The sequence below is a fragment of the Stieleria mannarensis genome, assembly GCF_014154935.1.
Taxonomy (GTDB): Bacteria; Planctomycetota; Planctomycetia; order Pirellulales; family Pirellulaceae; genus Stieleria; species Stieleria mannarensis.
Map to the genome: position 1 here is coordinate 112,344 of NZ_JACEHH010000004.1, position 24,517 is coordinate 136,860.

Annotated in this window: 16 protein-coding genes; 10 read left to right on the plus strand and 6 right to left on the minus strand. The window is 61.4% G+C overall.

Going from position 1 to position 24,517, the window contains the following annotated elements:
- Nucleotides 1-10 precede the first annotated feature (10 nt).
- Complete coding sequence (locus tag H1B37_RS04065; RefSeq protein WP_286177390.1) at nucleotides 11-520, minus strand: ACT domain-containing protein; 510 nt, start codon at nucleotides 518-520, stop codon at nucleotides 11-13.
- A 296-nt stretch (nucleotides 521-816) separates the two neighbouring features.
- Nucleotides 817-1,815 carry a 6-bladed beta-propeller gene (locus tag H1B37_RS04070; protein ID WP_182865340.1) on the minus strand — a complete coding sequence of 333 codons (999 nt, stop codon included), beginning with the start codon at nucleotides 1,813-1,815 and terminating at the stop codon, nucleotides 817-819.
- Nucleotides 1,816-2,118: 303 nt separating this feature from the next.
- Between H1B37_RS04070 and H1B37_RS04075 the strand changes: the two genes are divergently transcribed.
- The 5 genes from H1B37_RS04075 to H1B37_RS04095 all read left to right on the plus strand — a co-directional run bounded on the left by H1B37_RS04075 (nucleotide 2,119) and on the right by H1B37_RS04095 (nucleotide 8,627).
- Nucleotides 2,119-2,535, plus strand: a complete 417-nt coding sequence (locus H1B37_RS04075; RefSeq protein WP_182865341.1) for an acyl-CoA thioesterase — start codon at nucleotides 2,119-2,121, stop codon at nucleotides 2,533-2,535.
- 302 nt (nucleotides 2,536-2,837) lie between these two features.
- Nucleotides 2,838-3,335 (plus strand): hypothetical protein, encoded by a 498-nt coding sequence (locus tag H1B37_RS04080; RefSeq protein ID WP_182865342.1) that lies wholly within the window; start codon nucleotides 2,838-2,840, stop codon nucleotides 3,333-3,335.
- A gap of 35 nt (nucleotides 3,336-3,370) precedes the next feature.
- Nucleotides 3,371-5,758 carry a hypothetical protein gene (locus tag H1B37_RS04085; protein ID WP_182865343.1) on the plus strand — a complete coding sequence of 796 codons (2,388 nt, stop codon included), beginning with the start codon at nucleotides 3,371-3,373 and terminating at the stop codon, nucleotides 5,756-5,758.
- Nucleotides 5,755-6,882, plus strand: coding sequence for an ABC transporter ATP-binding protein (locus tag H1B37_RS04090; protein WP_286177391.1), 1,128 nt, complete (start codon nucleotides 5,755-5,757; stop codon nucleotides 6,880-6,882). The genes H1B37_RS04085 and H1B37_RS04090 overlap by 4 nt, the downstream gene beginning before the upstream one ends.
- 155 nt (nucleotides 6,883-7,037) lie before the next feature.
- Nucleotides 7,038-8,627: an ABC transporter permease gene (locus tag H1B37_RS04095; RefSeq protein ID WP_220498029.1), complete on the plus strand. Its 1,590-nt coding sequence runs from the start codon at nucleotides 7,038-7,040 to the stop codon at nucleotides 8,625-8,627.
- Nucleotides 8,628-8,744: 117 nt separating this feature from the next.
- On the opposite strand, the gene H1B37_RS04100 is transcribed toward H1B37_RS04095, so the two are convergent.
- Together H1B37_RS04100 and H1B37_RS04105 are read right to left on the minus strand one after the other, a co-directional pair.
- Nucleotides 8,745-11,582 (minus strand): hybrid sensor histidine kinase/response regulator, encoded by a 2,838-nt coding sequence (locus H1B37_RS04100; protein WP_182865344.1) that lies wholly within the window; start codon nucleotides 11,580-11,582, stop codon nucleotides 8,745-8,747.
- Between the two features lie 14 nt (nucleotides 11,583-11,596).
- Nucleotides 11,597-13,051, minus strand: a complete 1,455-nt coding sequence (locus H1B37_RS04105; protein WP_182865345.1) for a Gfo/Idh/MocA family protein — start codon at nucleotides 13,049-13,051, stop codon at nucleotides 11,597-11,599.
- A 431-nt stretch (nucleotides 13,052-13,482) separates the two neighbouring features.
- Here H1B37_RS04105 and H1B37_RS04110 point away from each other — a divergent pair, with 431 nt between their 5' ends.
- The 5 genes from H1B37_RS04110 (at nucleotide 13,483) to H1B37_RS04130 (ending at nucleotide 22,107) form a co-directional block, all read left to right on the plus strand.
- Nucleotides 13,483-14,433 carry an EamA family transporter gene (locus H1B37_RS04110; protein WP_182865346.1) on the plus strand — a complete coding sequence of 317 codons (951 nt, stop codon included), beginning with the start codon at nucleotides 13,483-13,485 and terminating at the stop codon, nucleotides 14,431-14,433.
- Nucleotides 14,434-14,585: 152 nt separating this feature from the next.
- Nucleotides 14,586-16,220, plus strand: a complete 1,635-nt coding sequence (locus tag H1B37_RS04115) for a DUF2029 domain-containing protein (RefSeq protein WP_182865347.1) — start codon at nucleotides 14,586-14,588, stop codon at nucleotides 16,218-16,220.
- Between the two features lie 18 nt (nucleotides 16,221-16,238).
- A complete protein-coding gene (locus H1B37_RS04120) occupies nucleotides 16,239-18,203 on the plus strand; it encodes a MutS family DNA mismatch repair protein (protein ID WP_286177392.1) in 1,965 nt (654 codons plus the stop codon).
- Between the two features lie 559 nt (nucleotides 18,204-18,762).
- On the plus strand, nucleotides 18,763-21,018 hold the full coding sequence (locus H1B37_RS04125) for a glutamine synthetase III family protein (RefSeq protein WP_182865348.1): 2,256 nt from the start codon (nucleotides 18,763-18,765) through the stop codon (nucleotides 21,016-21,018).
- A gap of 402 nt (nucleotides 21,019-21,420) precedes the next feature.
- Nucleotides 21,421-22,107, plus strand: a complete 687-nt coding sequence (locus tag H1B37_RS04130) for a hypothetical protein (RefSeq protein ID WP_182865349.1) — start codon at nucleotides 21,421-21,423, stop codon at nucleotides 22,105-22,107.
- A gap of 187 nt (nucleotides 22,108-22,294) precedes the next feature.
- Here the strand turns inward: H1B37_RS04130 and H1B37_RS04135 are convergent, their stop codons facing one another.
- Nucleotides 22,295-23,719: a TonB-dependent receptor gene (locus tag H1B37_RS04135; protein WP_182865350.1), complete on the minus strand. Its 1,425-nt coding sequence runs from the start codon at nucleotides 23,717-23,719 to the stop codon at nucleotides 22,295-22,297.
- Nucleotides 23,720-23,770: 51 nt separating this feature from the next.
- Nucleotides 23,771-24,508, minus strand: a complete 738-nt coding sequence (locus H1B37_RS04140; RefSeq protein WP_182865351.1) for a 1-acyl-sn-glycerol-3-phosphate acyltransferase — start codon at nucleotides 24,506-24,508, stop codon at nucleotides 23,771-23,773.
- Between the last annotated feature and the right edge of the window lie 9 nt (nucleotides 24,509-24,517).

Genomic DNA, 24,517 nt, shown 5'->3' on the forward strand with positions numbered 1-24,517 from the left:
ATCCGGTAGGCTACTGATCGATGGTCGGATTGTCGTCCAAGTCACCTTCGGTGATGATCGTGAACCCTTTCTCGACCAACGTTTCCATCGCCATTTCGATGTTTTCCACCATGATCGCCACGGCCGGCTTGCCGAGCGGGCGAACGATCAACGGATACGTTTGAATGATGTTCAGCTCGGCCTGCAGCAACGCGGTGCAGACGCGGAGCAGCGGTTGAGGTCCTTCGGGCAGCTGCACGCCGATCAAATCGGTTTCGATCAATGCCAATCCGCTCCGTTCCAGGATCTCGCGTCCGCGATCGGCATCGTTGACCAAGAAACGGACGAACGCGCATTCGGCGGCGTCGTTGATCGACAGGGCGCAAATCCGAATCCCCGTCCCTTCGAATCGGCGGACGACTTCGAGCAGTTGACCGACACGATTCTCTAAGAAGATCGTGAATTGGCGGAGCGCTGGGTAATTGCGGCCCCGCATCGTGTCGAACTTGGTTGCCGCACCACTTCCGTCGTCAGATTCCATCACAGCCTCGTCGTGAATGCCGCCCTATCGTTCGCGTTGCAATCGACGTAGTGTACGCTTTTCGCCTCTGAAAGGTCAATTCGGCGATCCGCCCGGTATGGGGGGCTCCGGTGGGAAAGGCAATGCACCGTTCCCGCCGCCGAATCGAAACGCGTGATCCGCTTGTTGACGCGTTGGGAGTGTCGCCGTGTTCTCCGAACTCGGCCCCGGCGAAAAAGCGAAGCTTTGCGCCGCGCCGACCTCGGAGAGGACGGCGACTGTCCCGCCCAATCGAAAAAGAAGGCCACGTTAGAGCACTACCGCCGGACACGGACCAGCTTCATCAGCCGTCCCGAGATGTTCCAGTCCTGGACGTACAGGTTCCCATCTCGGTCCCAGTACGATCCGTGGGTGCCGCTGAAGACGCCTTCGACCCATTCGGATTGGGGGACCTTGAAACTGCGGCCCTTGGCCGGGTCGGGATTGTTGCCCAACACGGCGATGATGGTGTTGGTTTTGTTCAGGATCACCAACCGCCCGTGCAAGTCCGGCACCGAAACATAGTCGCCGTGGATCGCGACCGATGTCGGCATCCCCAGCCCCGTGATCACTTCTTCGATAAAGTTGCCCTCCAGGTCATAGTGCAGCAAGCGGCCCTTGGGTTGGTGATTGCGATCGCAGATCAGCAGGCGGTGGGGCTGGTAGCGGGTGTCCAACGTCATCCCGTGGGCGGTGTTGAATTCCTTCATTCCGTTGCCCTTGGTGCCGAAGTGACGCAAGTACTTTCCGGTCTTGTCGAACACGAAGATGTTGTTGCTGGCGTATCCGTCGGACAAATAAATGTCGCCGCCGGGGGCCACGGTGATCGCGGTCGGGCTGAACTTCTTCAGATCCAGTCCAGACTCTTCCGGGAACGGCAGTTTCAAAACGATGTCACCGCCGCGAACCCGAAATTTGATTCCTTCGGCATCCTTGTTTCGGGCCCCGTAAATGTACTCCTCGCCGTCTTCCTCGCGGATCTCCATGTCGTGGATGTTGGCGTACTCCGGGCCCAGGTAGGTGTGGATCACGGCACCTTCGGGCGAGAACACGAACACGCCCGCTTGGGCGCTGGTGTAGATGTTGCCCTGTTTGTCGATAACCACGCCACCATGTGTCGGCCCGAGCGGAGAATTCCCGTCGGCTCGAAGCCCCCAGCCGGGGACGGTGTCAAAGGTCATGTCGCCGCAGCCCATCCGAACGGGGTCGACGGACCAGGCGGAGGTTGCGGCGACAAACGCGACCGAAAATGTCGCCAGGAAGAAAATGCGGTTCATCAGTGTTCGGTGTCCCTGCCGTTGGGGCGGCGAAGAGGAGGGGGGGGAACTGAAAGAGGGGGGATGAGCTTCCGATTGTAACTCGGCGGCGGCACACAGTGGCCGGCTGGTACAGAGGGGGCTGATACAGAGGGGGCTGATACAGAGGGGGCTGATACAGAGGGGGCTGGTACAGAGGGGGCTGGTACAGAGGGGGCTGATACAGAGGGGGCTGATACAGAGGCTGCCTGATCGGGTATATGATGCACGGCTCGCCGACCCGCGATCCGATGACGATGGACCTTTCGCCCCCAGGCCGCCAGGATGCCCCACGACTCTCTGCTACGATACTCTCATGAATTCCGTGTCGCCTACCATCAAACCGATGGCCAGCGACGCGTGCACCACTCCAATTACCTGAACTTTTTCGAAGAAGCGCGGGTCGAAATGCTCCGCGCCGGTGGGGTGCGTTACAAGGACCTGGAAGATTCCGGGCGGTTGCTGGTGGTCACCGAGATGAATGTCCAATACCACGCGGCGGCCGAGTTCGACGATTACCTGCGTTTGGACGTCGCGGTGACCGAGATCCGCAAGGTGCGTTTGCGGCATCGCTATCAGGTTTTTCGCGACCAAACGCTGATTACCTCGGCCGATTCGACGATCGCCTGCGTTGATGCCGAGGGCCGCCCCAAAAAACTGCCTGCCAAGTTTTTGGAGCTGGCCACGCAGTTGGGGCAGTGAACGAGTGTGGCGGGTTTCCACGCTTCCGCAACCAGCCCGACGCACACGCGGTCTGTCGATTTAATCGCGACCGAAACAATCGTGAGCCGGTGACGCTAGCCACGGGCCTTGGATTGCCCTTCGAGACTTAGAAGGCCCTTAACAATTCTTAACGTGGTGCCGTTGGGGGCCAGCGTTGGTCGGGGCCAGGGTCTGTTGCGTCCTTTCGCCACCACCCACCATCAACAGCGGCTGGCAAGTTGCTAGAATGCGGCTTTAAGGGCCGCCTGAGTCGCCCTTGTCCTCTTCTCTAGTCGTTTGCGATGGACCAGCAATTACCCCGTGGACGCGAGTCGGCGACCGAGCCGGTGCTTCGCAGCCGCCTACTGCCGCGGATTTCGTTCCAATCACTGCTGGTGCTGACCGCGGTTTCGGCGGTCGTGATCGCGGTGGTGTACGCCGCCGACCAGGGCGGGGCGTATGCGACCGCGGCGGCAGTGGGGCTGTTCTTCACGCTCTGCATGTTCGTCTGCTCCGCACTGCTGTTCCTGCTGTCCTGGGCGGTCGCGTTTTTGCCCCGACCGGCCGGGGCGGTGGCCGTGGCCCTCGGCATCGTCTTTGGCGCAAGCCGCTTGCTGCAGGTCCCGCTGGGGGGATTGGCGTTCCTGCAGGAAACGATTTGGCTGATCAATTTTCAAGTGATCGGATGGTTCTTGCTGCTTTTCCCGATCGGTGTCGCCCCCGACAGCGACGCCGCCAGCCCCTTTGCCGACGACCAATTGCCGCCGCAGATTTTTGCACCGCGGGAGCCGTCGAATTGATCGCCGCATTCTTCCGATCCCGACGAAAGGCCGCGATGATGCCGGCCCGCAATTGCGTGCGGATCGACAGCCCGGTCCCCACGGTCGTCCTGGCCCTGATGATCGCCATCTCGATGGCGGCGGAGACCTCGGCTCAGTCCACCGTCCCCGACGTCCTCGCGACACACCGGGTCGAACTGCCGAGTGCCGCCCCGACAGGTTCGACCGGGGGGGGAAGCGGATTCAAGGCCGCGATCGAAGTGACCAATTTGATGGGCGTCGGCTACCTCGGAATCGACGCCACGCTGACGTCGACGCGAGGCCCGATGACGGCCGAACGTAACCTGTCGATCCGGCTGACCCCGATCGATCGCCACCTGCCGGCCGAGCGGGCGATCGCGACGACATTCCCGTTGACGTTTCCGCAGGGCCAAAGCCAGGTCGTGTTGTCGCGTTCCGGTCCCAAGTGGACGATCGGCAATTCCTATCGGATCGAGATCTTCGAGGACGGCGCGCCGCTATCACAGTACAGCGCCGAAGTCGGCAGCCGGTTCCCCGGCTACGCGATCCAATCGCCCGCGACCGTGCTGGCCAACGAATTGGCCTGTAACTTCATGTTCGTCGAAACGAAGCCGGTGCCGGTTGAGACGCTCGGCGAACTGATCCGGATCAATCTGCCCGCCCGCGTCACCAATCCGGCCAACCGACCGGTCGTGCAAACAACATCGCTCAGTCGCCTGCCGACCGATTGGCGCCGCTTACGCGACCTGGATTGCATCATTATCGAAAGCGACATTCTCGATGCGTTCGCGTCGGATCCCACCCCGACCACCCCGGATCGGCAACACCGAGCGATCCAAACGATCCGCGATTGGGTGTTGATGGGCGGAACCCTGGTCGTGCTCGAAGCCCCTGACGCGGCCCGGCTAGGGCAAACGCTGCGGTTGAAGCTTCTGCCGCAACCACAAGAGGACCAAACGTTTCGCGCATGGGTGGCCAACGTCGCTTCGGCCAAGACCGATGAATTGGAACGCTTTCGGTCTCTCTTTTCCAGTTGGGTGGAGCAGTCGGCCGATTCGCCAGCTCCCCCCAACCAGTTGCCTCCCAGCCAACCAGCCCCGCAGGCCGGCGGTGAAATCCTTGCCAGTTCCGGGAATGGAACTTCGACGGTCCAGCGGCCTACGCTGGCCCAACGCACCGCCCGGTTGCGCTGGATCGAGGACCGTGAAGCGCGAATCAAATCGTTTGCTTCCCAGTGGCCCCAAGGCTATCGACGGGACGCCGGTGGTGGTCAAGTGGTGGGGCTGCCCCTGGAAACCTTCGATCCACTGTTGGGCTTTGACCTGCTTGAACAACTGATCGGCTTTCGACGTTCGGCGATGCTGACCCGCGGTGTGGATCCGATGATGGGCGACTTTCGCAGTCGGCGATGGCTGATTCCGGGAGTCGCCGAGCCGCCGGTCTACACCTTCATGGGAATCTTGACGCTGTTCGTTCTGCTGGTCGGCCCGGTCGCGTATCGCTGGACGACGCGCGGGCACCGCTCGCACCTGATGTTCCTGATCGCACCGGCCCTGGCGCTGGTGACGACCGCCGCGATGTTTACCTACAGCATCGTGTCCGACGGTTTCGGGACGACGGTTCGCGTGCGACAACTGACGTGGATCGATGGGGCCAGCGGTGATGCGGTCGAACGAACTCGGTCGACGCTGTTTGCCGGCATCAGCCCACGCACGGGATTGCGATTCCCTGCCGATGCCGAAGTGATGGGCTATCCCAGCGGCGGCCAGCAGATGTGGCAGGACCTCCGTAGCGACCTGAACGAGGTGCGATTGCGTGTTGAGGTCGACCAGAGTGACCAACGGCTGGACCCTGCGTTTTTGCCTTCGCGCAGCCAAACCCAATTTGTCACCCATCGGGTCCGCCGCGACGTGGGAACGATTTCTTTCAGCGGGGTCACGCCATTCGATTCGGGCGGCTCGGTTCCCAATGCCACCGCGATCGAACTTTCCAGCTCGCTGCCGTTTCAGCTTCGTGACTTGGTCGTTTGCACCCCCGACGGCCGCTATTGGTCGACCGACACGATCGACGCCGGCTCGACCGCATCGGCCAAGTGGATCCCGCAGACCCAAGACGCTTCCAAGTTGCTGGGTAACCTTTACATCCGTTTCCGTCCGGTCGGGGCGGTGTCCCAATCGGGGCGGTCGACTCGCAGCCGGCGGATCCGCGACTTGCCACTGTTTATCAATCGAGAACTCAGCCGGGGCGGTGTCGTGGTGACCGACGGTGCCTTCGAACGCTGGCTCAATGACACGCTGTTCGTGCGAGGGGAATTGCCGCCGGGCACGTTCGTCGGCCTCAGTTCCCCCAGCAGCGATTCGGTCCCGATGGATGACGCCGAGCAAGTCGCCAGTGTCCGCTATGTGATGGGGACGCTGCAATGAACGACATCCAGCAAGATTCCGGCGGGCAAGATTCTGGAACCGAGGGCACCGCCGCGATGCAACCCGACGCACCGATCGCCTCCACAGCGACCGCCGGCGACACCGCGTCAGATCAAACCGCGCCACCCGGCGATGCATCGGAAAGCCGTCGCGAACCGACGGTCGGTGTTCACAGCGACCCGTCGGACTGTATCGAACTACGACGGCTGCACCGATTCTTTGGCGACACGCGGGCGGTCAACGACGTCACGTTCAGCGTCGGACGCGGCCAAGTGTTCGGGTACATCGGCCCCAACGGCGCCGGAAAAACCACGTCGATGCGGATCCTGGCGACGTTGGACCTGCCCAGCTACGGCGATGCCTTTGTCGACGGGTTTTCCGTGGTCAATGATCCCGAACTGGTCCGTAAACGCCTGGGGTTCATGCCCGACTCCTTCGGCACCTACCGCGACGTCAACTGCCGCGAATACCTGGACTTCTTCGCCCGCGCGTACGGTCTCGTGGGGCGCCAGCGGACGCGTCGTCTGCAGTGGGTGCTGGATTTCACCGGCACCAGCGGAATGGCCACCAAGCCGATTCGGGGTTTAAGCAAAGGGATGAAACAACGACTGTGCTTGGGACGGGCACTGGTCCATGACCCCGCCGTGATGATCCTGGACGAACCCGCCGCCGGGCTGGACCCACGGGCGCGGATCGAACTGCGCCGCATGATCCGCGAACTGGCCGATCGCGGCAAAACGATTCTGATCAGCAGCCACATCCTGACCGAACTGGCCGAAATGTGCGACGCAGTGGGGATCATCGAGCAAGGCCAGTTGCTGGCGACCGGCAGCGTGGACCAGATCCAATCGGACACACAAAACCGATCCGAGCTGACCCTGCGGATCCTCAATCGCCACGACGAAATCCTCACCTGCCTGTCCGGACTGGACGAAAACCTAACCATCGACAACCCGATCCTGGACGGCCAATTCGTCCGCTTCGGTTTCAGCGGCAACATGACCGACCAAGCCGCCATCGTCACCCACTTCGTCACCCAAGGGTTCCATGTCGCCGAAGTCAACGCCCACAAAAAGAGCCTGGAAGACCTCTTCCTACAAGTGACCGAAGGCCTCGTTCAGTAGTTTCAGGTTTCAGGTTTCAGGTTCTCAAGAGACTAACCAATTTTTCTCCCAACTCCCAACTCCCAACTCCCAACTCCCAACTCCCAACTCCCAACTCCCAACTCCCAACTCCCAACTCCCAACTCCCAACTCCCAACTCCCAACTCCCAACTCCCATGACAACCGTCGCCCCCACGATCGAGACCGAACCGGCGAGCGCCGACTCGAACTGGCTTGCCTGGCTGGACCGTTGGTGCGAGCGGGTGGGCGATGCGATCAATCCGATTTTGGTCAAGGAGACGCGGCAATCGCTCAAGAGCCGTCAGTTCGTCGTGACGTTTTCGATGATCTTGTTTGCCGCGTTGGCGTGGACGATCGCCGGCAGTCTGTCGTTGATGCCCCAAATCTACACGACGCCCTCGGCGCCGCGGATGATGATCGGCTACTACGCGGTGCTGGCGTTGCCGATGATGATGGTCGTCCCGCTGGCGGCCTATCGATCGCTGGAAAGTGAAATCGATGACGGGACGTTGGAGTTGTTGTCGATCACGACGCTGTCACCGTGGCAGATCGTGATGGGCAAACTGGCCAGCGCTTCGCTGCAAATGCTGCTCTACTTTGTCACCCTGTTTCCGTGTTTGGCCTATGCGTATTCGCTGCGCGGCGTGGACTTGCCGACGACACTGTTGGTTGTCGCGTCGCTGGCGGTGACCGGTTTGTTATTGACGGTGATCGGCCTGTTCTTTGCGCCGCTGGCGCGGGGGCGTTCCGGGCGCGTGGCGACGATGCTGGTGCTGATCTTTTTACTCGTGCTGGCCGAATACGGCATCAGCTCGATGGTCGTCGGAATGATCCTTTACGGCAACCCACTCTCCCCGCCGGAGTTGCTGTTCACCGTCCTGGCGACGCTCGCCCTGGCCGCCGCCCTGGGGCATCTGTTGCTGACCGCCACCGCGGCTCAATTGACTCCGGAAACCGAAAACCGCTCCACGTCGCTGCGTCTGTCGCTGTTGGTGCTGACGACGATCTGCGTCGCGACGATGGTGGCCGGGCTACTGGTGCTCGGCAATCGGGCGATCCCGGTCTACATCGGCGGCCTGGTGGTGATCGCCGGCTTGTGGACGTTTTGCGGCGCGTTGATGGTCGGCGAGCGTTCGACGATCACACCGCGGATTCGCCGCGAGCTGCCCAGCAGTTTCCTGGCTCGACTGTTTTTAACCTGGTTGACGCCCGGCCCGACGACCGGACTGGTGTTCGCCATCACGGGGATCACGATCCTGGCATCGATGCAATACGCGTCGATGGATTGGGTGATGCGCGCGGCCGATGTCAGTGGGGCCATGCGGCGACAGTTTCAACGCGTGGTGGGGCTGCCGGCCGTCCTGTTCTCGGCGTACCTGATTTGCTTTTTGGTCGCGGTGCGGGCGGTGATGTTCGTCGTTCGATTGCGAAACAACCCACGCGTCGAAGTCGGGGTGGCGGCGTTGGTCGTGGTCGCGGTGATGGCGGCGTTGGTCCCGTATTCGATGCAACTGCACTACAACGACTATCAACCGCTGACCTACGACCCGATCTGGCAGGTGACCAATTGGGTGTTCACGATGGGGACGGCGGTCGATCGCGGGCTGCCCGCGGGCGTGACCGAACGGATCGTCGGGGCCGCCGTCTGTCTGTCGCTGCTGTCCTGTTTCGCCGCCTGGCAGACGACGCGGCCCCGCCGCATCGCCACGCCCCGGCGGGTGCAGGAAGAACTTCGCCGTCGCTAGGCTTTGTCCCTAACCCGGCAAGGGGCGTATGTGGTAGCGGAATTCGCCAAGAATTTCGGCTCTCCCCGTGTGAACTGCTGCAAGACGAAAGCCTTGGCGGCTTCCGCTACGGGCTGGCTACGCCGTGTGCTGCCGCTGGGAGTTGACGCGCTGTGTTGGACAGATCTCGCGCAGCCGGTCCTGGAGGTCAGCCAATTGAAACGGCTTGGACAAGCACGCATCGGGCTTTCTGCCGGAAACCTGCTTCAGGTTTTCGATCTCGATCAGCAGCCCGCTACAAACAATGATCGGCAGATCCGGCTGGTGCGACTTTAGCCGGTCAAACGTTTCCGCTCCGGAAATACCCGGCATCATCAGGTCCAAAATGACCGCGTCGAACGATTCACCTTGTTCGACCCGTGCGATCGCCTCGTGGCCACCGGCGACGTCCGTCACCTGGTGCCCGATCGCTTCCAGGCTCAGCTTGGCAACCCGCCGCACCTCGTCGTCATCGTCGACCAGCAAGATCTTTAGCGGGGCATCCTCGGCGGGCGGCTTCACCGGAGCCTTGATCGAAGCCTTGATCGAGGACTGGCCGCGGTCGACGCGCAGACGATTGCCCGTGACCACCTCCTCGTGATCGTTGTCGGTGCCGGCGGTAACGGCGGCGCCGGCTTCGGTTCGTCGCGTCGTTTGGATGTCGATTTCGGTTTGGCCGGCGATCGATTCATCCGGTCCGATCGACACGCCGGGCAACAGGATGGTGAAGACACTTCCGACGCCGAGTTCGCTGTGACAGTCGATCGTTCCTCCGTGCTGGTTGATCACGCCATAGGAGAGTGCCAATCCCAACCCGGTTCCCTCGCCAACCTTCTTGGTGGTAAAGAACGGTTCAAAGACTCGGGCGCTGGTTTCATGATTCATTCCGTGTCCATCGTCACGGACCCGGATACGTGCCATCGAATTCCCATCGTCATCGACGATCGAATCGGTCTCCACCATGATCGTTCCCGCCTGCCGCCCCAACGCATCACGGGCGTTGAACATCAGGTTCAGAAAGACCTGTTCCAGTTGCGTTTGGTCGACGCGACACGGCGGCAGGTCGGGACTCAGCCGTAACTTGACGACGACGTCGGGCGGCAGGGAGGTTTTGGCCAACAACACTGCATCGTTGACCACGTCATTCAGATCGCCGACTTGCAAGTCGAGTTTGGTCTGGCGCGAGAAACCGAGCAAGGAACGCACCAGTTTGGTCGCCTGTGCGGTGCAGCGGCGCGCCGCGGCCAGGCATTGGTGGTGCTGCTGCTCGCCGGCCTGGGAATCGCCCCGATCGATCAGTTCCAAATTGGACGCGATCGCAGCGAGCAAATTGTTGAAGTCATGGGCGACACCACCGGCGAGCCGACCGAGCGCGTCCATTTTTCGGCTCTCAAGCAAATCCGACTCCAGCCGTCGGTTGGTCCGCACGGTCCGCTGTAGCCGCAACCACAGCGTGGCAAAGCAAAGCATGCCGGTCAAACAAACGACGGTGATCACCGCCAACACCGACAGCGCCAGCGAGGGTGAGAGTTGCCACCATCGCGAAACGACGCGCAGGTCATCGATGCTCGCCAATTCGACCATGAAGACGGGGGTAAATCCCTGTTCCGGTTCCGCCATCTCCGGTGCCGCCGCCAGCAGCATTCCTGTCACCGCGACACGTCGAGCGTTGTCCAGCGACGCCTCCTTCCAGTCATCATCGTCTGCCTCCAGGATCGCCGCGAACGACGTGTCGCCGTCGCGCAGCATGACGACTCGTCGTTCGCCCTGGCTGAGCGTCGCAATCAACTCCGCTTCCATTGTCGCGCGATAGGGAAACAACGAGACCTGCACCGATTCGGCCCTGTCCATCGGCGGCGGCGGGACGCTGCGAAAGGCTTTGGACCAAAGTGTGACGGCGCGAAACCGATCACTCGGGTCACGACGCACGGTCACTTCGACCACATGCCCCAGCGACGTCTCCTCCGCCAGTTCGGTGTGGACAAAGATCCCCGGGCCATCGGATTCGATCAAGTAACCTTCGTGTTGGCTGACCGATGTGATCTGCCCGCTTGTCCGATACAGTGTCCCCGGCACCGTGTTCGCCGTACGAAGCTGCTCGATCGTCCGGGACGGGGCATTCTGGGGCAGCGCTTCGTCGGCGTCGTCTTCTGCGTCGCCCGATCGCGGCGCTGCCCTCAGCGGGGGATCGAATTCATTCCTCTGCACGGCGTACCGAAACGGCTGGCCGTTGAAGTCAACGTTACAGATCAACGTCCCCTCGATCTCCACCGAACGCCCGATCCATTGTTGCCAATCAACCGAATCGTCCTCGTCGAATTGGTGGATCACAAACCTGGTGTCGCCCGAGGAGCACGACGCGACCCAAAGGTCACTGAACCGGGCGACTTCACGCAGCGTCCCCGACGTCCTCACTCGCTGGGCCCAACGATCCCCCAATGACAAGTCTTCGATCTGGGTCGTCTTGGGCGCGACGGGTTCGTCGACACCAGCGATTTCGATCGTTTCTGCCTGGACGAAGTAGCGTTCCAAGATCAGGTTGCCGATCACACGCACGTCGGTCCCCGGCCGAAGCCGTGGGTGGCGTTCGAAGTACTCAAACGGGATCGACAGATAGATCGCGCCGTGTTCGTCTTGGACAAACACCGCTTGGTCACGCGAATCCCAGTAGTTGACTCGAGCATGAAAATCGACCGGCAATGTCTCCACATCGGTCCGCCCGTAGTGCCGCGCGAGATCCGCAAGGCTGCCGATCGGTTCGTTGGCCGATGCGGCTTGGCGGTTGCCGTCGCCCGACTCAACCTCCAGTTCTGCAACCCGCTCGGCCACCGGTTCAACCGCCGTCAGCCGATCGTGACCGAACCCCAGCGGCAACAGCGCACCGGCCAGTGCCAGTGCGTAAGTAAAGGTGCGTCGATCCGTCAGGGCAAAGGACATGACCGGAGACTACTTCAGACAATCTCGGGCACTTCGTAACCCTTGCGGTACTGGCGACGCAGCAACCCATTGGCGACGTCCGAGCCGCTGCCGACAAACTGCTCGGTTTCGGAATCCAGGGACAGCATCGGACTGAGCTTGATGCCGGGGCCGTCGAGTTTCAAATCGTGTGCGGCCAGATGCTGGTCCATGTCGGCCAGCAACCCGTCCCACTCATCCAGCTTGACTTCGCTGGCGGCATCACGGCTGAAGTCGCTGCCGGCTTGAAAAGCGACGTTGGCCAGATTGCACCAGCCGGTGCTGTCGTTGCCCACGGCGACGTCGGCGTTGAGCAGGCCGGAGTCTTGGGCGCGAACCGCATCAATGAAGTTCTGTTGGTGGACGACATCGCCCCGATTGCCCTTGAACTCCTTGATCTTTTTGCCCTCGTTGTCGTACGCGGCGGCACGGCCCCGCTGGCCCTCGAATCGCCCTCCTTCGCAGTACGCCATGTAACCACTGGCCGGGCCCGGATGCGCGGGGCTCTTCTTTCCGCCCGGTTGGTCCGGCAGATTGCTCAATCCGATCACGACCGGGATCGATCCGGTATCAAAGTACGCGAAGTGCACGTTGGGGGTGTCGCCGGCGTCGTTCAGTACGACGCGGCCGCCCCCGCCCAGGACGCGTTGGGGCAACGCGACGCTGTCTTGGAAGATGTTGTTGCGGCAATCATCCAACACGTGCACACCCCAGTTGCCCATTTCGCCGCTGCCGGTGTTCCAATCCCAGTGCCAGTCGTAGTGCAGTTTTTCGCGGTAGATCGGTTCATCGGCGGCCGGACCGAGCCACAGGTCATAGGCGACATTCTTTTCGATTTCCAGCGGCGTGTCGCGTTTGCCGATCGACGGGCGGACGCCATAACGATTGACGCGGGCGGATTTGATTTCCCCGAGCGCCTTTTCCTCGTGCAGGAATTTCTTGATCTCGGCCTGCATCGGATCGCTCCGCTGCTGCGTACCGATCTGGCAAACCTTGTTGTACTTCCGCGCCGCGGCCACCGTCTGACGCCCTTCCCATTGGCTATGCGAGAGCGGTTTTTCGACGTACACGTCCTTGCCCGCTTCCATCGCCCAGATCGCGGCCAGGCAGTGCCAGTGGTTGCAGGTCGCGATCACGACGGCGTCGATCCCCGGCGCCTCGATCAATTCGCGCAGATCCGTCCAGGTTTGGGCTTTGGGGAATCGCTGCTTGGCCGCGCCGAGTCGGTTTTCGTCCACGTCGCACAACCCGGCGATGTTGATGCCGGCGACCTTTTCAAACTGGCCCATCAATTGGCCGGCCCGGCCACCACAGCTGATGAACCCCAAATTGATTTCGCTGTTGGCATCGGCGGCTCGCAAGGTGCGGCCGGGAAGCGAAGACGTCACCGCAAATGCGGCGGTAGCGGACGCGGTCGAACCGACAAACTGGCGGCGGGAAAGTCTGGTCATCGGAATATCACTCTGCAAATTCAAGAGGAGGAATCACGGTCGCGGGCACGGTGGCCGCGACCGTGATCAGGGGCGGATCGTCGTCACGACATGATAACCGCCGCGGCCGGGTCGCTGGCAGCTCCAGCCGACAAAACCCCGGTACGCCGCTCAAAATCGCCACCGCCACCGTGCGTCCTCGGTGGATTCCGCCGTTACCCGGGTAAGTCCTCGGTTCAAGAAGCCCGGTCACCCTCGCTCGCCGCCTCGATCGCTCTTGGGGGGCTTCGGACGAGATCCGCTCTTGTTCAGGAGATGGGGGGCGTGGCCGGGGAGGGTGTGTGATGCACAGCATCACCTACGGGGGCGGGCAAGGTGTCTGGGGAGGACCTTGCGATCCTGGCGGATGCTGGACGGTTTGCAAGGCAGCGAGGGGGCTTCATGCTGGTGGCATGAGCTGGATCCTATTGAGCATCGTCTCGGCAACCTTGCTGGGGGCGTACGACGCGGCGAAGAAGTGGTCGGTCCAGGGCAATGCCGTGCCGGTCGTGCTGCTCACCACGGTCTCGATCGGCGCGCTGCTGTATTCACCGTTGGTGATCTGGTCGACATTCTGGGCCGAAACGATCCCGTCGGATCGGCTGGTGGTCCGCTCGCTGAGCTGGCGGGAACACGGATTGATTGCTGCGAAAAGCGTGCTGGTCGGGGCGTCGTGGACGTTCGCGTTTTCGGCGCTGAAGCACTTGCCGCTTTCGATCGGGGCGCCGATTCGAGCAACCAGCCCATTTTGGACGATCCTGATCGCCATTGCGTTCTTCGGTGAACGCCCGACTCTGATGCAATGGCTGGGGATCGCCGTCGTGCTGATCGGATTCTGGCGATTCACTTTGGTGGGCCGGCGCGAGGGGATTCGGTTCACCCGAAACCGCTGGGTCGCCCTGATGGTAGCGGCGACATTGCTGGGGGCGTGCAGTTCGATCTACGACAAGTGGCTGTTGCAGCGTGCGGGATTCGATCCGGTCACGATGCAGGCTTGGTTCACAATTGATTTGGTGCCCGTGATGGTCCCGCTGGCGCTGTGGTGGTACCGCTTCGACGCGCCGCGGGGCTCGCTGTCTGCGGGTTCCGTGGGCGAAGCCGGTGGGCGTCCGGCACAGCCATTTCGGTGGCGTTGGAGCATCGCGATGGTCAGTCCGCTGCTGATTTTGGCCGACTGGTTCTATTTCGTGGCGCTCTCGGATCCGACAGCCCTGGTCTCAGTCGTCTCGGTCGTCCGCCGCAGCAGCGTGGTGATCGCGCTCGGATTCGGAGCCAAGGCGCTCAGCGAGGCCAATTTTCGGGCCAAATCTCTGTGTGTGGGCGTCATTTTGTTTGGCGTGGTCTTGCTGACCTGGCACAGCTGACCTGGTACAGGGAACGCGGTGACAGCGGCGCGGTGGTTTTCAGGCGTCGCCGGTGCACGTATGCTAGTGCAATTGTATTGGAACGACTTTTGCTGCGATTCTTCCAACGGGTTTGACCGAGGCGGGCGGTAGGACACCGTCGCAAACGTCCCATGAGCGAGTTTCTGCTTTATTACAAGCGGCCGGACCCGACGACCTGGGTCTACCTGTCATCGTTCCTGACGATCGGGCTGTACTTTGTCTTTCACCGGTTTTGGAGCATCCGCAACCTGGACATTGTGCTGCTGATCTTGCTGGCGCCGGGATTGTTGATGGTTCACGAGGGGCGTCGGCGTCACTTGCGGGAGATGGAATCGGGGGAGATCGCGACGCGGGGTCAAACCGATCCAGGTCTTGAGTCGGCCCGTCCCCGCCACATCGTCCCCTCGCCGCTGCGGGAACAGGAACCCTCCGATGCGGCAGACCGGTCGATCGGCGCGGATTCGGCATCGGTCTTGGTCACCGTCAACGTCATGCAGGAGGCCGACTCGGAATCCACAGGCCCGAGCAACAGTGGACCGCCGACGATTCAGGAAGAAACGAACCTGCCGTTGGTGACGGAACGTCATGCGCTCGACGAGCGGTTGGAGGCCACGTCGCTGGACCCCGATCAAACCGAATCCGATGCCGAGCAATCGGCCAAGTTACTTCAGCGACGCGGCTTCATCATGTTGTTTGCGGTCGAGATGCTGATCCTGATTCGATTGATGATCGATCCGTTGATGGTGCGGCGTCCACTGTTGGACCCCAACCTGACCGTCGGCGGTTTGTATTTCATCAGCATTTGTCTGTTCATTTTTATGATGGTGAACGTGGCCACCAGCACGCCGCGGATGAGCGTCTGGCAGGGACCGGAGCTGGGACCGGGTTACGCATTGATGCACCGTTTGCCGACGATCACGACCCGCCCGGTCAGCCAGGCACTCGGCGGGGAGGAGGAGCCGACGGCGGACGAGTTGGACCAGAGCAAGCGGAGCTGGACGATTCTGGCGAAGGTGCTGGCCATTTCGGCGCACTTGGCGATCATTGTCGGCGTGGTGTTGATCGGGAATCGACATTTCGGCAACCTGCGGAGCGGTGTCGGTTGTGCGCTGTTGTATTTGATTCTGCCGTACACGGCCCAGATGACCGGCCGCGTGGACCATGCGTTGCCGGCGGCGTTGTTGTTGTGGGCGGTGCTCAGTTACCGTCGTCCGGTGATCGCCGGCGTGTTCTTGGGGCTGGCGGCCGGATTGGTTTATTACCCGTTGTTTCTGCTGCCGCTGTGGTGCAGCTTTTACTGGCAGCGCGGGGTACGACGATTCGCCATCGGCGTGATCGTGACGCTGGCGATTCTGGGCGTGTTGCTGACGTTCGGGGGAACCGATTCGCTGGTGGATCACCTGCGTCGCATGTTCGGCCTGTTTTTGCCGACGAAGGAGCCGCGGGGCATTTGGGGGCTGGGCTGGGACCCGCGTTGGCGTCTGCCGGTGATCGTGGCCTTCGGAATCCTGTGCACGCTGTTTGCGGCCTGGCCCTCACCGAAAAACCTGGGCACCTTGATCGGGTGTTCGGCTGCGGTGATGGTCGCGGTACAGTTCTGGCACGGATACGGCGGGGGGCTGTACATCGCGTGGTTCCTGCCACTACTGTTGCTGACCATCTTCCGTCCCAATTTGCAGGATCGGGTGGCGTTGAAGGTCGTCCAGCGGGGGCGATCTGAATTGGCGCGACAAACGAACACGGGCGGCGGAATCCAGACGGTTTAGGAACAGCAAGCAGCGAACATGGTTGATTCTCCCTCAAGCCCGGCGGCGGCAGAGCCCGCCGCGGATCGCTACCAACAACTGCTCGACGCGGCGACGCAACGGATGGAGCAGCTGCATAGCCGGGACGCGGCCTTTGCGACGATCCGATTGGTGTTGTTCGGGGCCGCGGTGGCGGTGCTGGCGTTCACGTTTTTTGCCAAGCTGGGGACGGCGGGCGGGATCGTCGGTTTTTCATTGCTGGGCGGGTTCCTGGTCGCGGCGATCCTGAACGAACCGATTCGCGACGCGATGGCCGAGCAACAGCGGGCGCGGAAGGTCACCGAACGCCTGATGGCGCGGATTCGTCGAGACTGGGATGCGTTGGACTGGAAGACCTCGCGAGGGAAACTGAAAACCGTCCAGTTGGAAGAACACCAAAAGGATGTCGCCGACGACCTGGATCTGCTGGGCAAGAGTTCGCTGTTTCAGTTCGTTTCGATGGCGGGCACAACGATCGGCGTGCGCACGCTGGCCAACTGGTTGACCGGGGTGGCCGACGCCGATGTCGCACGCGGACGCAGCGATGCGGTGCGTCGGTTGGCACCGCGCCGCCAGGAACGCTTTCGATTTTATTCCCTGGCCGCGCACGTCGGCGACGGCAGCGGCGATCCCGACCAGTTCATTCGCTGGTCCCAGGGAGATTCCTGGCTGGAAAAAAACGGCTGGCTGTCGCTGTGGGCGAACGCGTCGGCCGTCCTCGCGACCCTATCGCTGGTCGTGCTGATTGCTTCACGGGTCGGCGTCGTGCCGACCAACGTTGCCCAGATCGCCTTGGGGCTGGCGGCTGCATTGGTGGTGATCAACGTCCTGATCACGACGGTGATGCTGGGGCCGGTGCATCAGATCTTTTCGGTCGCGATGGCCAGTCGCCAATCGGTCGACGAGTATCGCGAATTGTTTGCCGCCGCGGCGTGGCTGGAAAACGACGAACCGCGTCAAAGCGAGGACGCAGCGGCGGGCAACCGCCTGGACCATCTTCATCGCGTGCTGTTGGACGACCCGCAACAATCGGCACAGATCGGCATGAACGCCTTGGCGCGGGTCGCGTCGCTGGGGGCCCTGCGGTCTTCGGCCGCCACGTTTCTGTTGTACCTGCCGCTACAAGCGTTTGCGTTGTGGGACATTCGTGTCCTGAAAAAGTTGGAAGCCTGGCAGGATAATTATGCCGAATCTGTGCCGGGCTGGTTCGATGCCTTCGGCGAATTGGAAGCATTGATGTCGTTGGCGGCGGTCTGCGACGAGAACCCGTCTTGGGTCTTTCCGGATTGGATCGACACCGATGCCGATCCGAGTCATCCGGCAAGGTTCACGTCGGTCGCGTTGGGGCATCCGCTGCTGGGCGACGGTGACCGCGTCTGCAACGATGTGACGATCGGACCGGCCGGAACGGTGTTGCTGGTCACGGGCAGCAACATGTCGGGCAAGAGTACGATGCTGCGAAGTGTCGGGTTGAACGTGGCGTTGGCGGGGGCCGGGGCACCGGTTTGCGCGACCCGGCTGAGTTTGCCCTCGACGGAGTTGGCCACCAGCATTCGTGTCCGCGACAACTTGGCCGAAGGCGTCTCGTTCTACATGGCCGAGTTGCATCGGTTGAAAGGGGTGGTCGATCGGGCCCGCGCGATGGCGTCCAATCCGCGTTGTGTTTCGCTGTTTTTGCTGGATGAGATCTTGCAGGGCACCAATTCGCGTGAGCGGTTGATCGCGGTCACGCAAGTCTTGCGGCACTTGATCGAGTGTGGCGCGATCGGTGCGATCAGCACACACGACTTGGAGCTGGCCGATGAACCGGAGCTGCAGGCGGTGTCACAGATCGTCCACTTCCGCGAGACGATCACGCCCGACGCTTCGGGCAACGAGCAGATGACGTTCGACTACCAGATGCATGCCGGCGTCAGCCCGACGACCAACGCGCTGCGGTTGTTGGAGATTGTCGGGCTGGGTTGATCGCGCGGTTGGGTTGATCGCGCGGTTGGGGTGATCGCGCGGTTGGCGGCGCGGCACTGAATGGAAGCGTCGCGACCAATAGGACGAATGTGACAAATAGGACCTGTGTGCCCTGTTGATCCTCTCTGTCCTATCGGTCCCCTGAGGCGATTGCGGCTGACGAATCTGGCGTGGCTATCGGCGGGGCAAGCTTGGCCGATGCGAGGGCGCGGAAATCGGGCACCGACCGCCTATTCTCTCCGCAACTGTTTCGGACCGGGGTGAGCACGCCGCGCCCCGTCTCTTTCTAAGGGCATGCCAGGTTCCCGTGTCGGGCGTTCACGGCGTCGTCGGCTCCCCCGCTGGGCCGTGAGCTGAAAGGACAGGAATCCCGGTACGCGACGTGCGTGGTTGTTTCGGCGATGCGAAATGAGTCGTGTCCCGGTATTGATCGAATCGCGTTGAATCGCTCGTCGGCCACCCAGGCGAACCGTCTGTACAGCGTGCGTTGTTCGAAACTCATGGATGGCTGTTGGTTGATTTCCCCCATTTTTGCCGCGCCTGATGATCAAGGTTTTTCATGAGCACCGCATTCGCAACTCCCACCGACACCACACCCTCCAAAGGCGCGTCCGCGGGCAGCCCTGGTAACGGCGGCAGCACGACTCCACGGCGGACCGCCGTGGCATCGGTCATCAATCGGATTTCCAGTCCGCAAACGATCGATTTCGTCGATGTTCCGGCCCAGGATTACTACAGCACGAACGTGTTCACCAAGTCGGTGATGAAGGACCGATTGCCGAAGACGGTGTTCAAATCGCTGATCCGAACGATCGACGCGGGAGAGAAATTGGATCCGGAAATCGCCGACATCGTGGCATCGGCGATCAAGGATTGGGCGATGGAAAAAGGCGCGACGCACTACGCCCATGTCTTTTATCCGCTGACCGGTGCGACGGCCGAAAAGCACGACAGTTTTCTGTCGCCGACCTCCGACGGCGGCACGCTTTCTGAATTCAGCGGCAAGCAACTTTGCCAGGGTGAACCCGACGGATCGAGTTTCCCCAGCGGCGGGATTCGGGTCACGTCTCAGGCCCGCGGGTACACGATCTGGGACGTCACCAGCCCGGCGTACATTCTGGAGAACCCCAACGGGACGACGTTGTGTATTCCGACGGCGTTCGTGTCGTGGACCGGCGAAGCACTGGACAAGAAAACGCCGGTGTTGCGTTCGATGCAGGCGCTCAATAAACAGGCACAGCGAATCTTGAACATCTTCGGTCATGAGGACGGCGCGTTTGTGGCGTCGACCGCCGGACCGGAGCAGGAGTACTTCCTGGTCGACCGGAATTTCTACTACGCCCGTCCCGATTTGCTGACCGCCGGGCGAACGCTGTTCGGTGCCAAGCCGCCCAAGGGGCAAGAGTTTGACGACCACTACTTCGGTGCGATTCCCGAACGCGTGTTGGCGTTCATGTGCGAAGCCGAGCGAGAGTTGTTCAAGTTGGGGATTCCCGTCAAGACGCGTCACAACGAAGTCGCGCCGGGGCAGTTCGAAGTCGCGCCGGTGTTTGAATCGGCCAACGTCGCGGCCGACCACCAACAATTGATGATGTTGACGCTGCGGAAGACGGCCGAGAAATACGGCATGGCGTGCTTGATGCATGAAAAGCCGTTCGCGGGTGTGAACGGTTCAGGCAAACACGTCAATTGGTCGTTGGGCAGTTCCTCGCAAGGGAACCTGTTGGATCCCGGTGACACGCCGCACGAAAACGCCCAGTTCCTGGTGTTCTGTGCCGCCGTCATCCGCGCCGTCTACAAGCACCAGGGGCTGCTGCGAGCGGTTGTCGCCAGTGCCGGGAACGACCATCGCCTGGGTGCCAACGAAGCTCCACCGGCGATCATCTCGATCTTCCTGGGCGATCAGTTGACCGACGTGTTTGAACAGATCAAAGCCGGTGGTGCCAGCAGTTCACTGCCGTCGGGAACGTTGGAGGTGGGCGTGGACGTGTTGCCGCCGTTGCCAAAGGACGCCGGGGACCGCAACCGCACCAGCCCGTTCGCCTTTACCGGCAACCGGTTCGAGTTCCGGGCCGTCGGATCGAACCAATCGATTTCCGGCCCCCTGGTCGCGATGAACACGATCATCGCCGAATCGATCGACTACTGTGCGACAAAGATCGAAGAATCGATCGCGTCCAATCCGGACGGGCTGAACGCCGCCATCCAGTCGTTGCTTTCGGAGATCATCACCGAGTGTTCCGCGGTCATCTTTAACGGCGACGGATATTCCGAGGAGTGGCACAAGGAAGCCGAAAAGCGAGGGTTGTTGAATCTGAAGACGACCGCCGACGCACTGCCGCAACTGGCGACGCCGGAAACCATCGAGATGTTTTCCAACTATGGCGTGCTGTCCGAACGGGAGCTGGAAAGCCGATTGGAAACCTATCAAGAACAGTATTGCATGACGGTCGGCGTCGAAGCCAGCGTGGCCCTCTCGCTCGCCCGGACCATGATCTTCCCCGCGGCGATTCGGTATCAAAACGAATTGGCGTCGACCTGTGCCAACCTGAAAGCCGTCGGCTATGAGTTTGACACCGACACGTTGGATTCGATGACCGCCCTGGTCAAATCGCTGCAGGACGGAATCGCGACGCTGGAGCATGCGATCAACGACGTGTCGGCCACCACGCCGGACGAGGAGTGCCGGCATTGCTGTGACGCGATCCTGCCGTCGATGTTGGCCCTCCGCGAGACCGTCGACAAGCTGGAGGAGGTGGTCGCCGATGACATCTGGCCGCTGCCGACGTACCAGGAAATGCTGTTCATCAAGTGATGCACTTGGCAAGGTCGCCGGATAGCGGATCATCCGTAGTGTGGTACGGGGACATTCGCTATCCGGTCGGCCTGTCTTGACATTGGGGATAGGCTTCCACCCTGTCGGATTCGGGAACGACCGGGGCGGGAGCCTATCCTATTTTTATTCTCTCGGCGCTTCTTTGGCGCACCGTCTTTACATCTGGGAATCGTGACTAGGATAGGAGGTTGCCCGGGACCGGACGCCCAATGGCACCTACTTTATCAGCCGACGGCGCTAGCCGCGGGCCTTGGATTGCCCTTCGAGACTTGTAAGGCCCGAGACTAGCGCCTACGGCTCTGTTTGTGATCGAAAGTAGGTGGCATTGACCGGAGGTTGCCGAGCCCCACCCACATCACCCCCCGATGAAGCGAAAGACCGATGAGAACTACCGTTACCGCAACCCTCGCTCTAGCGACCCTGCTACTGATCCCAGACCCGTCGACCCGTTGTTTCGCAGGCAACTGCGGCGGCCCGCTCGCCCGCCTGTTGCACCGCCCGACCAAATCCGCTTGCGGCCCCGTTTCGCGATGCGGTACGGCGACGGATCAGCCCAGCCAGCTGAACATCATGCTAACCACCGAGCTGGTCGCACTGCGGGAGCAACTGGAAGAGATGGAAGCGGCAGCGGCTGAGAAAGACCAGGCACTCGAGGCGGCGGAGCAACAGGTCAAAGAGTTGCAAGCCACGTTGGCCGAACAAGAGACCAAGCTGGCCGAACAAGCAGAGCAGCTGACCAAGCAAACCAAGCGTGCCGACAAGGTCACCAAGGATCTGGCGAAGGTCCGCGACGAGGCGGCGAAAGCCAAGAAAGCCGCCGGCCAGGCCGCCGCGGAAGCGAAGCAGCAGATCGCACAGGCAGAAAAACAAAATGCGAATCTGAAAAAACGCGTGCAAACGGCCAACCGCCAGCTGAAGGCGGCCCAGGACGCGCTGGCACAAGAAAAGAAGGAGCGTGAAGAAGAGCGACGTCAGAACCAAGACAACGCGCCGGAGCCACAACCGGCAGCGGTCAAAGAGGAAACCACCGACGCGGCAACCCCCGAAGGCGATTCGACCGAGGAGTGAGTCGGCCGGTGAAGCCGTGCTAGGACGGGCATGAGTGTTTGGTGTCCAGGCTTTAGCCGCCCTCGGTCGCCGCAAGGCGGCGAGTGGATTTCCCAAGCACGACGGCCCTTCCGGGCGGTCGCCCCTCGCTGCGGTCGCAGCGAGGAAAATCGCCTAAAGGCTAAACACCAACGGTTGCTGAGGTCAGCTACGTCGGCAGCCCGAAGTAGGCCTTGGACTTGATCACAGCGGCGACCGACGTGGGCACCTTGTCTTCCCACGACGGGTCGCCTTTCTTGATCTGTGCCAGCACGTCGCGTGAAAAAATCTTTAAACACGCCGGATCGAAGTTGTCCAGATTGATGATGTCGCCGCGATTGCGGATGTACTCGTACAACTGCTGCAGTTCGGGTTTGGTTTTAAAATTCTCCGACGTCACCAGTTCGCCGGATTCGCGATCCTCGATCGGGTAACAGAAGATCTTCAGGTCGTTCTTGAACAGTCTGCCGAACGATTCAAGCACCCCGCCTTGCAGCTGGGTGTAATACTGGTCGTCGAACAGGTCCTTCATGCTGGACGCCCCCATCGTGATCGCGATCGGTTCTTTGGTGAATCCGCACAAGTAGGCCGCCAGGCGGTAGTATTGGAAGTAGTCGGAGATCAGCACGGGCATGCCACAGGCGGCGATGACATCGGCCCGGGCGAGGAAATCGCGGAGGTCGATTTCGCCGGAGGACTTCAGGTTGTTCATGGTGATTTCCATCACTTGGGCAATCTCCTTGCCCTCCACACTCGGCAGCGCCGAGAACTTTTCGTGGGCACAGCGCAGCATGTCCAGGTTGACGTTGCACACCGGCCGGAAGCTTCCCCGTTCGACCAGGATCGCTTTGCGATAGAAAAATTCGGACGGCTGCAGCACTTCGCCGTCGGCGGCAAACATCGCGGCACCGCTGAGCCCCAGTTCGACCAGTTTCAGACTCATCAAGCGATTGTCGACGTGTCGAAAGGCGATCCCGGAAAACTCGATCATGTCGATCTCGATCCGCGAGGTCGACAGTCCGTCCAGCAAGGAATCGACCAACAGTTCCGGTTCGTGGTTGAGCGCGGCGGCACCGTAGACCAGGTTGACGCCGACGATCCCGAGCGCTTCCTGCTGCAAGGCGGCTTCGTTGTCCAACATTCGAACGTGGATGATGATTTGGCTGTCTTCGTCACGCGGATGGGCCTGGAACTTGATCCCCATCCAGCCGTGGCATTGATTGGTGCCGTGGAAATTGCGGGCCGAAACCGTGTCGGCGAACGCGAAAAAGGCCGTCGTGTCGCCTCGTGTTTCACGCAATCGATCCAAGTTGAGCGCGTGTTCATAGTCCAACATCGCTTGCAATCGTTCGCGACAAACGTAGCGTGACGCCCGTCCATAGATCGCGTCGCTGACCTTCATGTCATAGGCCGACATGCTTTTGGCGATCGTCCCCGCGGCCGCCCCGACGCGAAAGAACCAACGGACGACTTCCTGGCCGGCACCGATCTCGGCAAACGTTCCGTAACGACGCGAATCCAGGTTCACGTCGAGCGCCTTCTGACGTGTGCTCAGGGTTTCCACCGAGGTCCGAGCGGGGTACGAGCGTGGCATGAATTCTTCTGGGCATCTGGAGGAGCGAACTTCGTGCATGTCGCCCGCAGTCTACTCAATTCGTCTTGCACGATTGGTCCGATCGCTGACGTTGGCCAATCGTGGACCGTTAGACGTGATTAAGGGAGGTGTTCGATCGAGTTGCGGGGTCTCGTGAGTGAAATCTCGGTCACGCGAAACCGGCAACGTGCAGCCATCGATGTTGCCCAGCAACAGATAGTCGAACAGACGCAGGTAGCTGTCGGTCTGGGCGATCGCCTGTTTCGTGGATTCATCATCCGGGCGGATCCGCGTGCCGGAGGGGAACAGGGCGCAGACCCAACCTTCGTGGCGCAATTGTGAAAGGGCGCGTTCGGCGGCGATGTTGATCTGCCGGGCCTGGTGAAGTTGGGCCTCGGTGCGATCACGTTGGAACCAACGGTAGGGTGTCACGATCAAGCGATTGAAACACTGCACCAACATTCGCGTGACCCCGGTGTCTTCTTCTAGTGTTCGACCGGCGACCCAGATCATCGAATCAAACAACTCGCCCTGGCCGTGATCGCTCAGCAGTGCGTCGAAGGTGGGGACATCCAGGTTGGATCGATGCTTGAGACAGAGCAGGCAGGCGTGTCCGTCTTTGGCGAGTTGGACCAATTGGCGGAAGTTTGAAAGCCCCGTGATCTTGCTGCCGGGCAACAGCAACCGTCGGCACAGGCCGGCGACCAAGGACCGATTATTGATTCCCCACCGCACCACGTTGTCAGGGGTCAGCGCCAGGTGGTCTTGTGCATTTACTTGATGTTGCAAGGCGGCCAG

Coding starts and splice junctions, on each gene's coding strand:
- H1B37_RS04095 (WP_220498029.1), top strand. CDS start 7,038: ATGACAACCGTCGCCCCCACGATCGAGACCGAACCGGCGAGCGCCGAC.
- H1B37_RS04115 (WP_182865347.1), top strand. CDS start 14,586: ATGAGCGAGTTTCTGCTTTATTACAAGCGGCCGGACCCGACGACCTGG.
- H1B37_RS04125 (WP_182865348.1), top strand. CDS start 18,763: ATGAGCACCGCATTCGCAACTCCCACCGACACCACACCCTCCAAAGGC.
- H1B37_RS04110 (WP_182865346.1), top strand. CDS start 13,483: ATGAGCTGGATCCTATTGAGCATCGTCTCGGCAACCTTGCTGGGGGCG.
- H1B37_RS04135 (WP_182865350.1), bottom strand. CDS start 23,719: ATGCCACGCTCGTACCCCGCTCGGACCTCGGTGGAAACCCTGAGCACA.
- H1B37_RS04070 (WP_182865340.1), bottom strand. CDS start 1,815: ATGAACCGCATTTTCTTCCTGGCGACATTTTCGGTCGCGTTTGTCGCC.
- H1B37_RS04085 (WP_182865343.1), top strand. CDS start 3,371: ATGATGCCGGCCCGCAATTGCGTGCGGATCGACAGCCCGGTCCCCACG.
- H1B37_RS04120 (WP_286177392.1), top strand. CDS start 16,239: ATGGTTGATTCTCCCTCAAGCCCGGCGGCGGCAGAGCCCGCCGCGGAT.
- H1B37_RS04080 (WP_182865342.1), top strand. CDS start 2,838: ATGGACCAGCAATTACCCCGTGGACGCGAGTCGGCGACCGAGCCGGTG.
- H1B37_RS04090 (WP_286177391.1), top strand. CDS start 5,755: ATGAACGACATCCAGCAAGATTCCGGCGGGCAAGATTCTGGAACCGAG.
- H1B37_RS04100 (WP_182865344.1), bottom strand. CDS start 11,582: ATGTCCTTTGCCCTGACGGATCGACGCACCTTTACTTACGCACTGGCA.
- H1B37_RS04130 (WP_182865349.1), top strand. CDS start 21,421: ATGAGAACTACCGTTACCGCAACCCTCGCTCTAGCGACCCTGCTACTG.
- H1B37_RS04065 (WP_286177390.1), bottom strand. CDS start 520: ATGGAATCTGACGACGGAAGTGGTGCGGCAACCAAGTTCGACACGATG.
- H1B37_RS04105 (WP_182865345.1), bottom strand. CDS start 13,051: ATGACCAGACTTTCCCGCCGCCAGTTTGTCGGTTCGACCGCGTCCGCT.
- H1B37_RS04075 (WP_182865341.1), top strand. CDS start 2,119: ATGCCCCACGACTCTCTGCTACGATACTCTCATGAATTCCGTGTCGCC.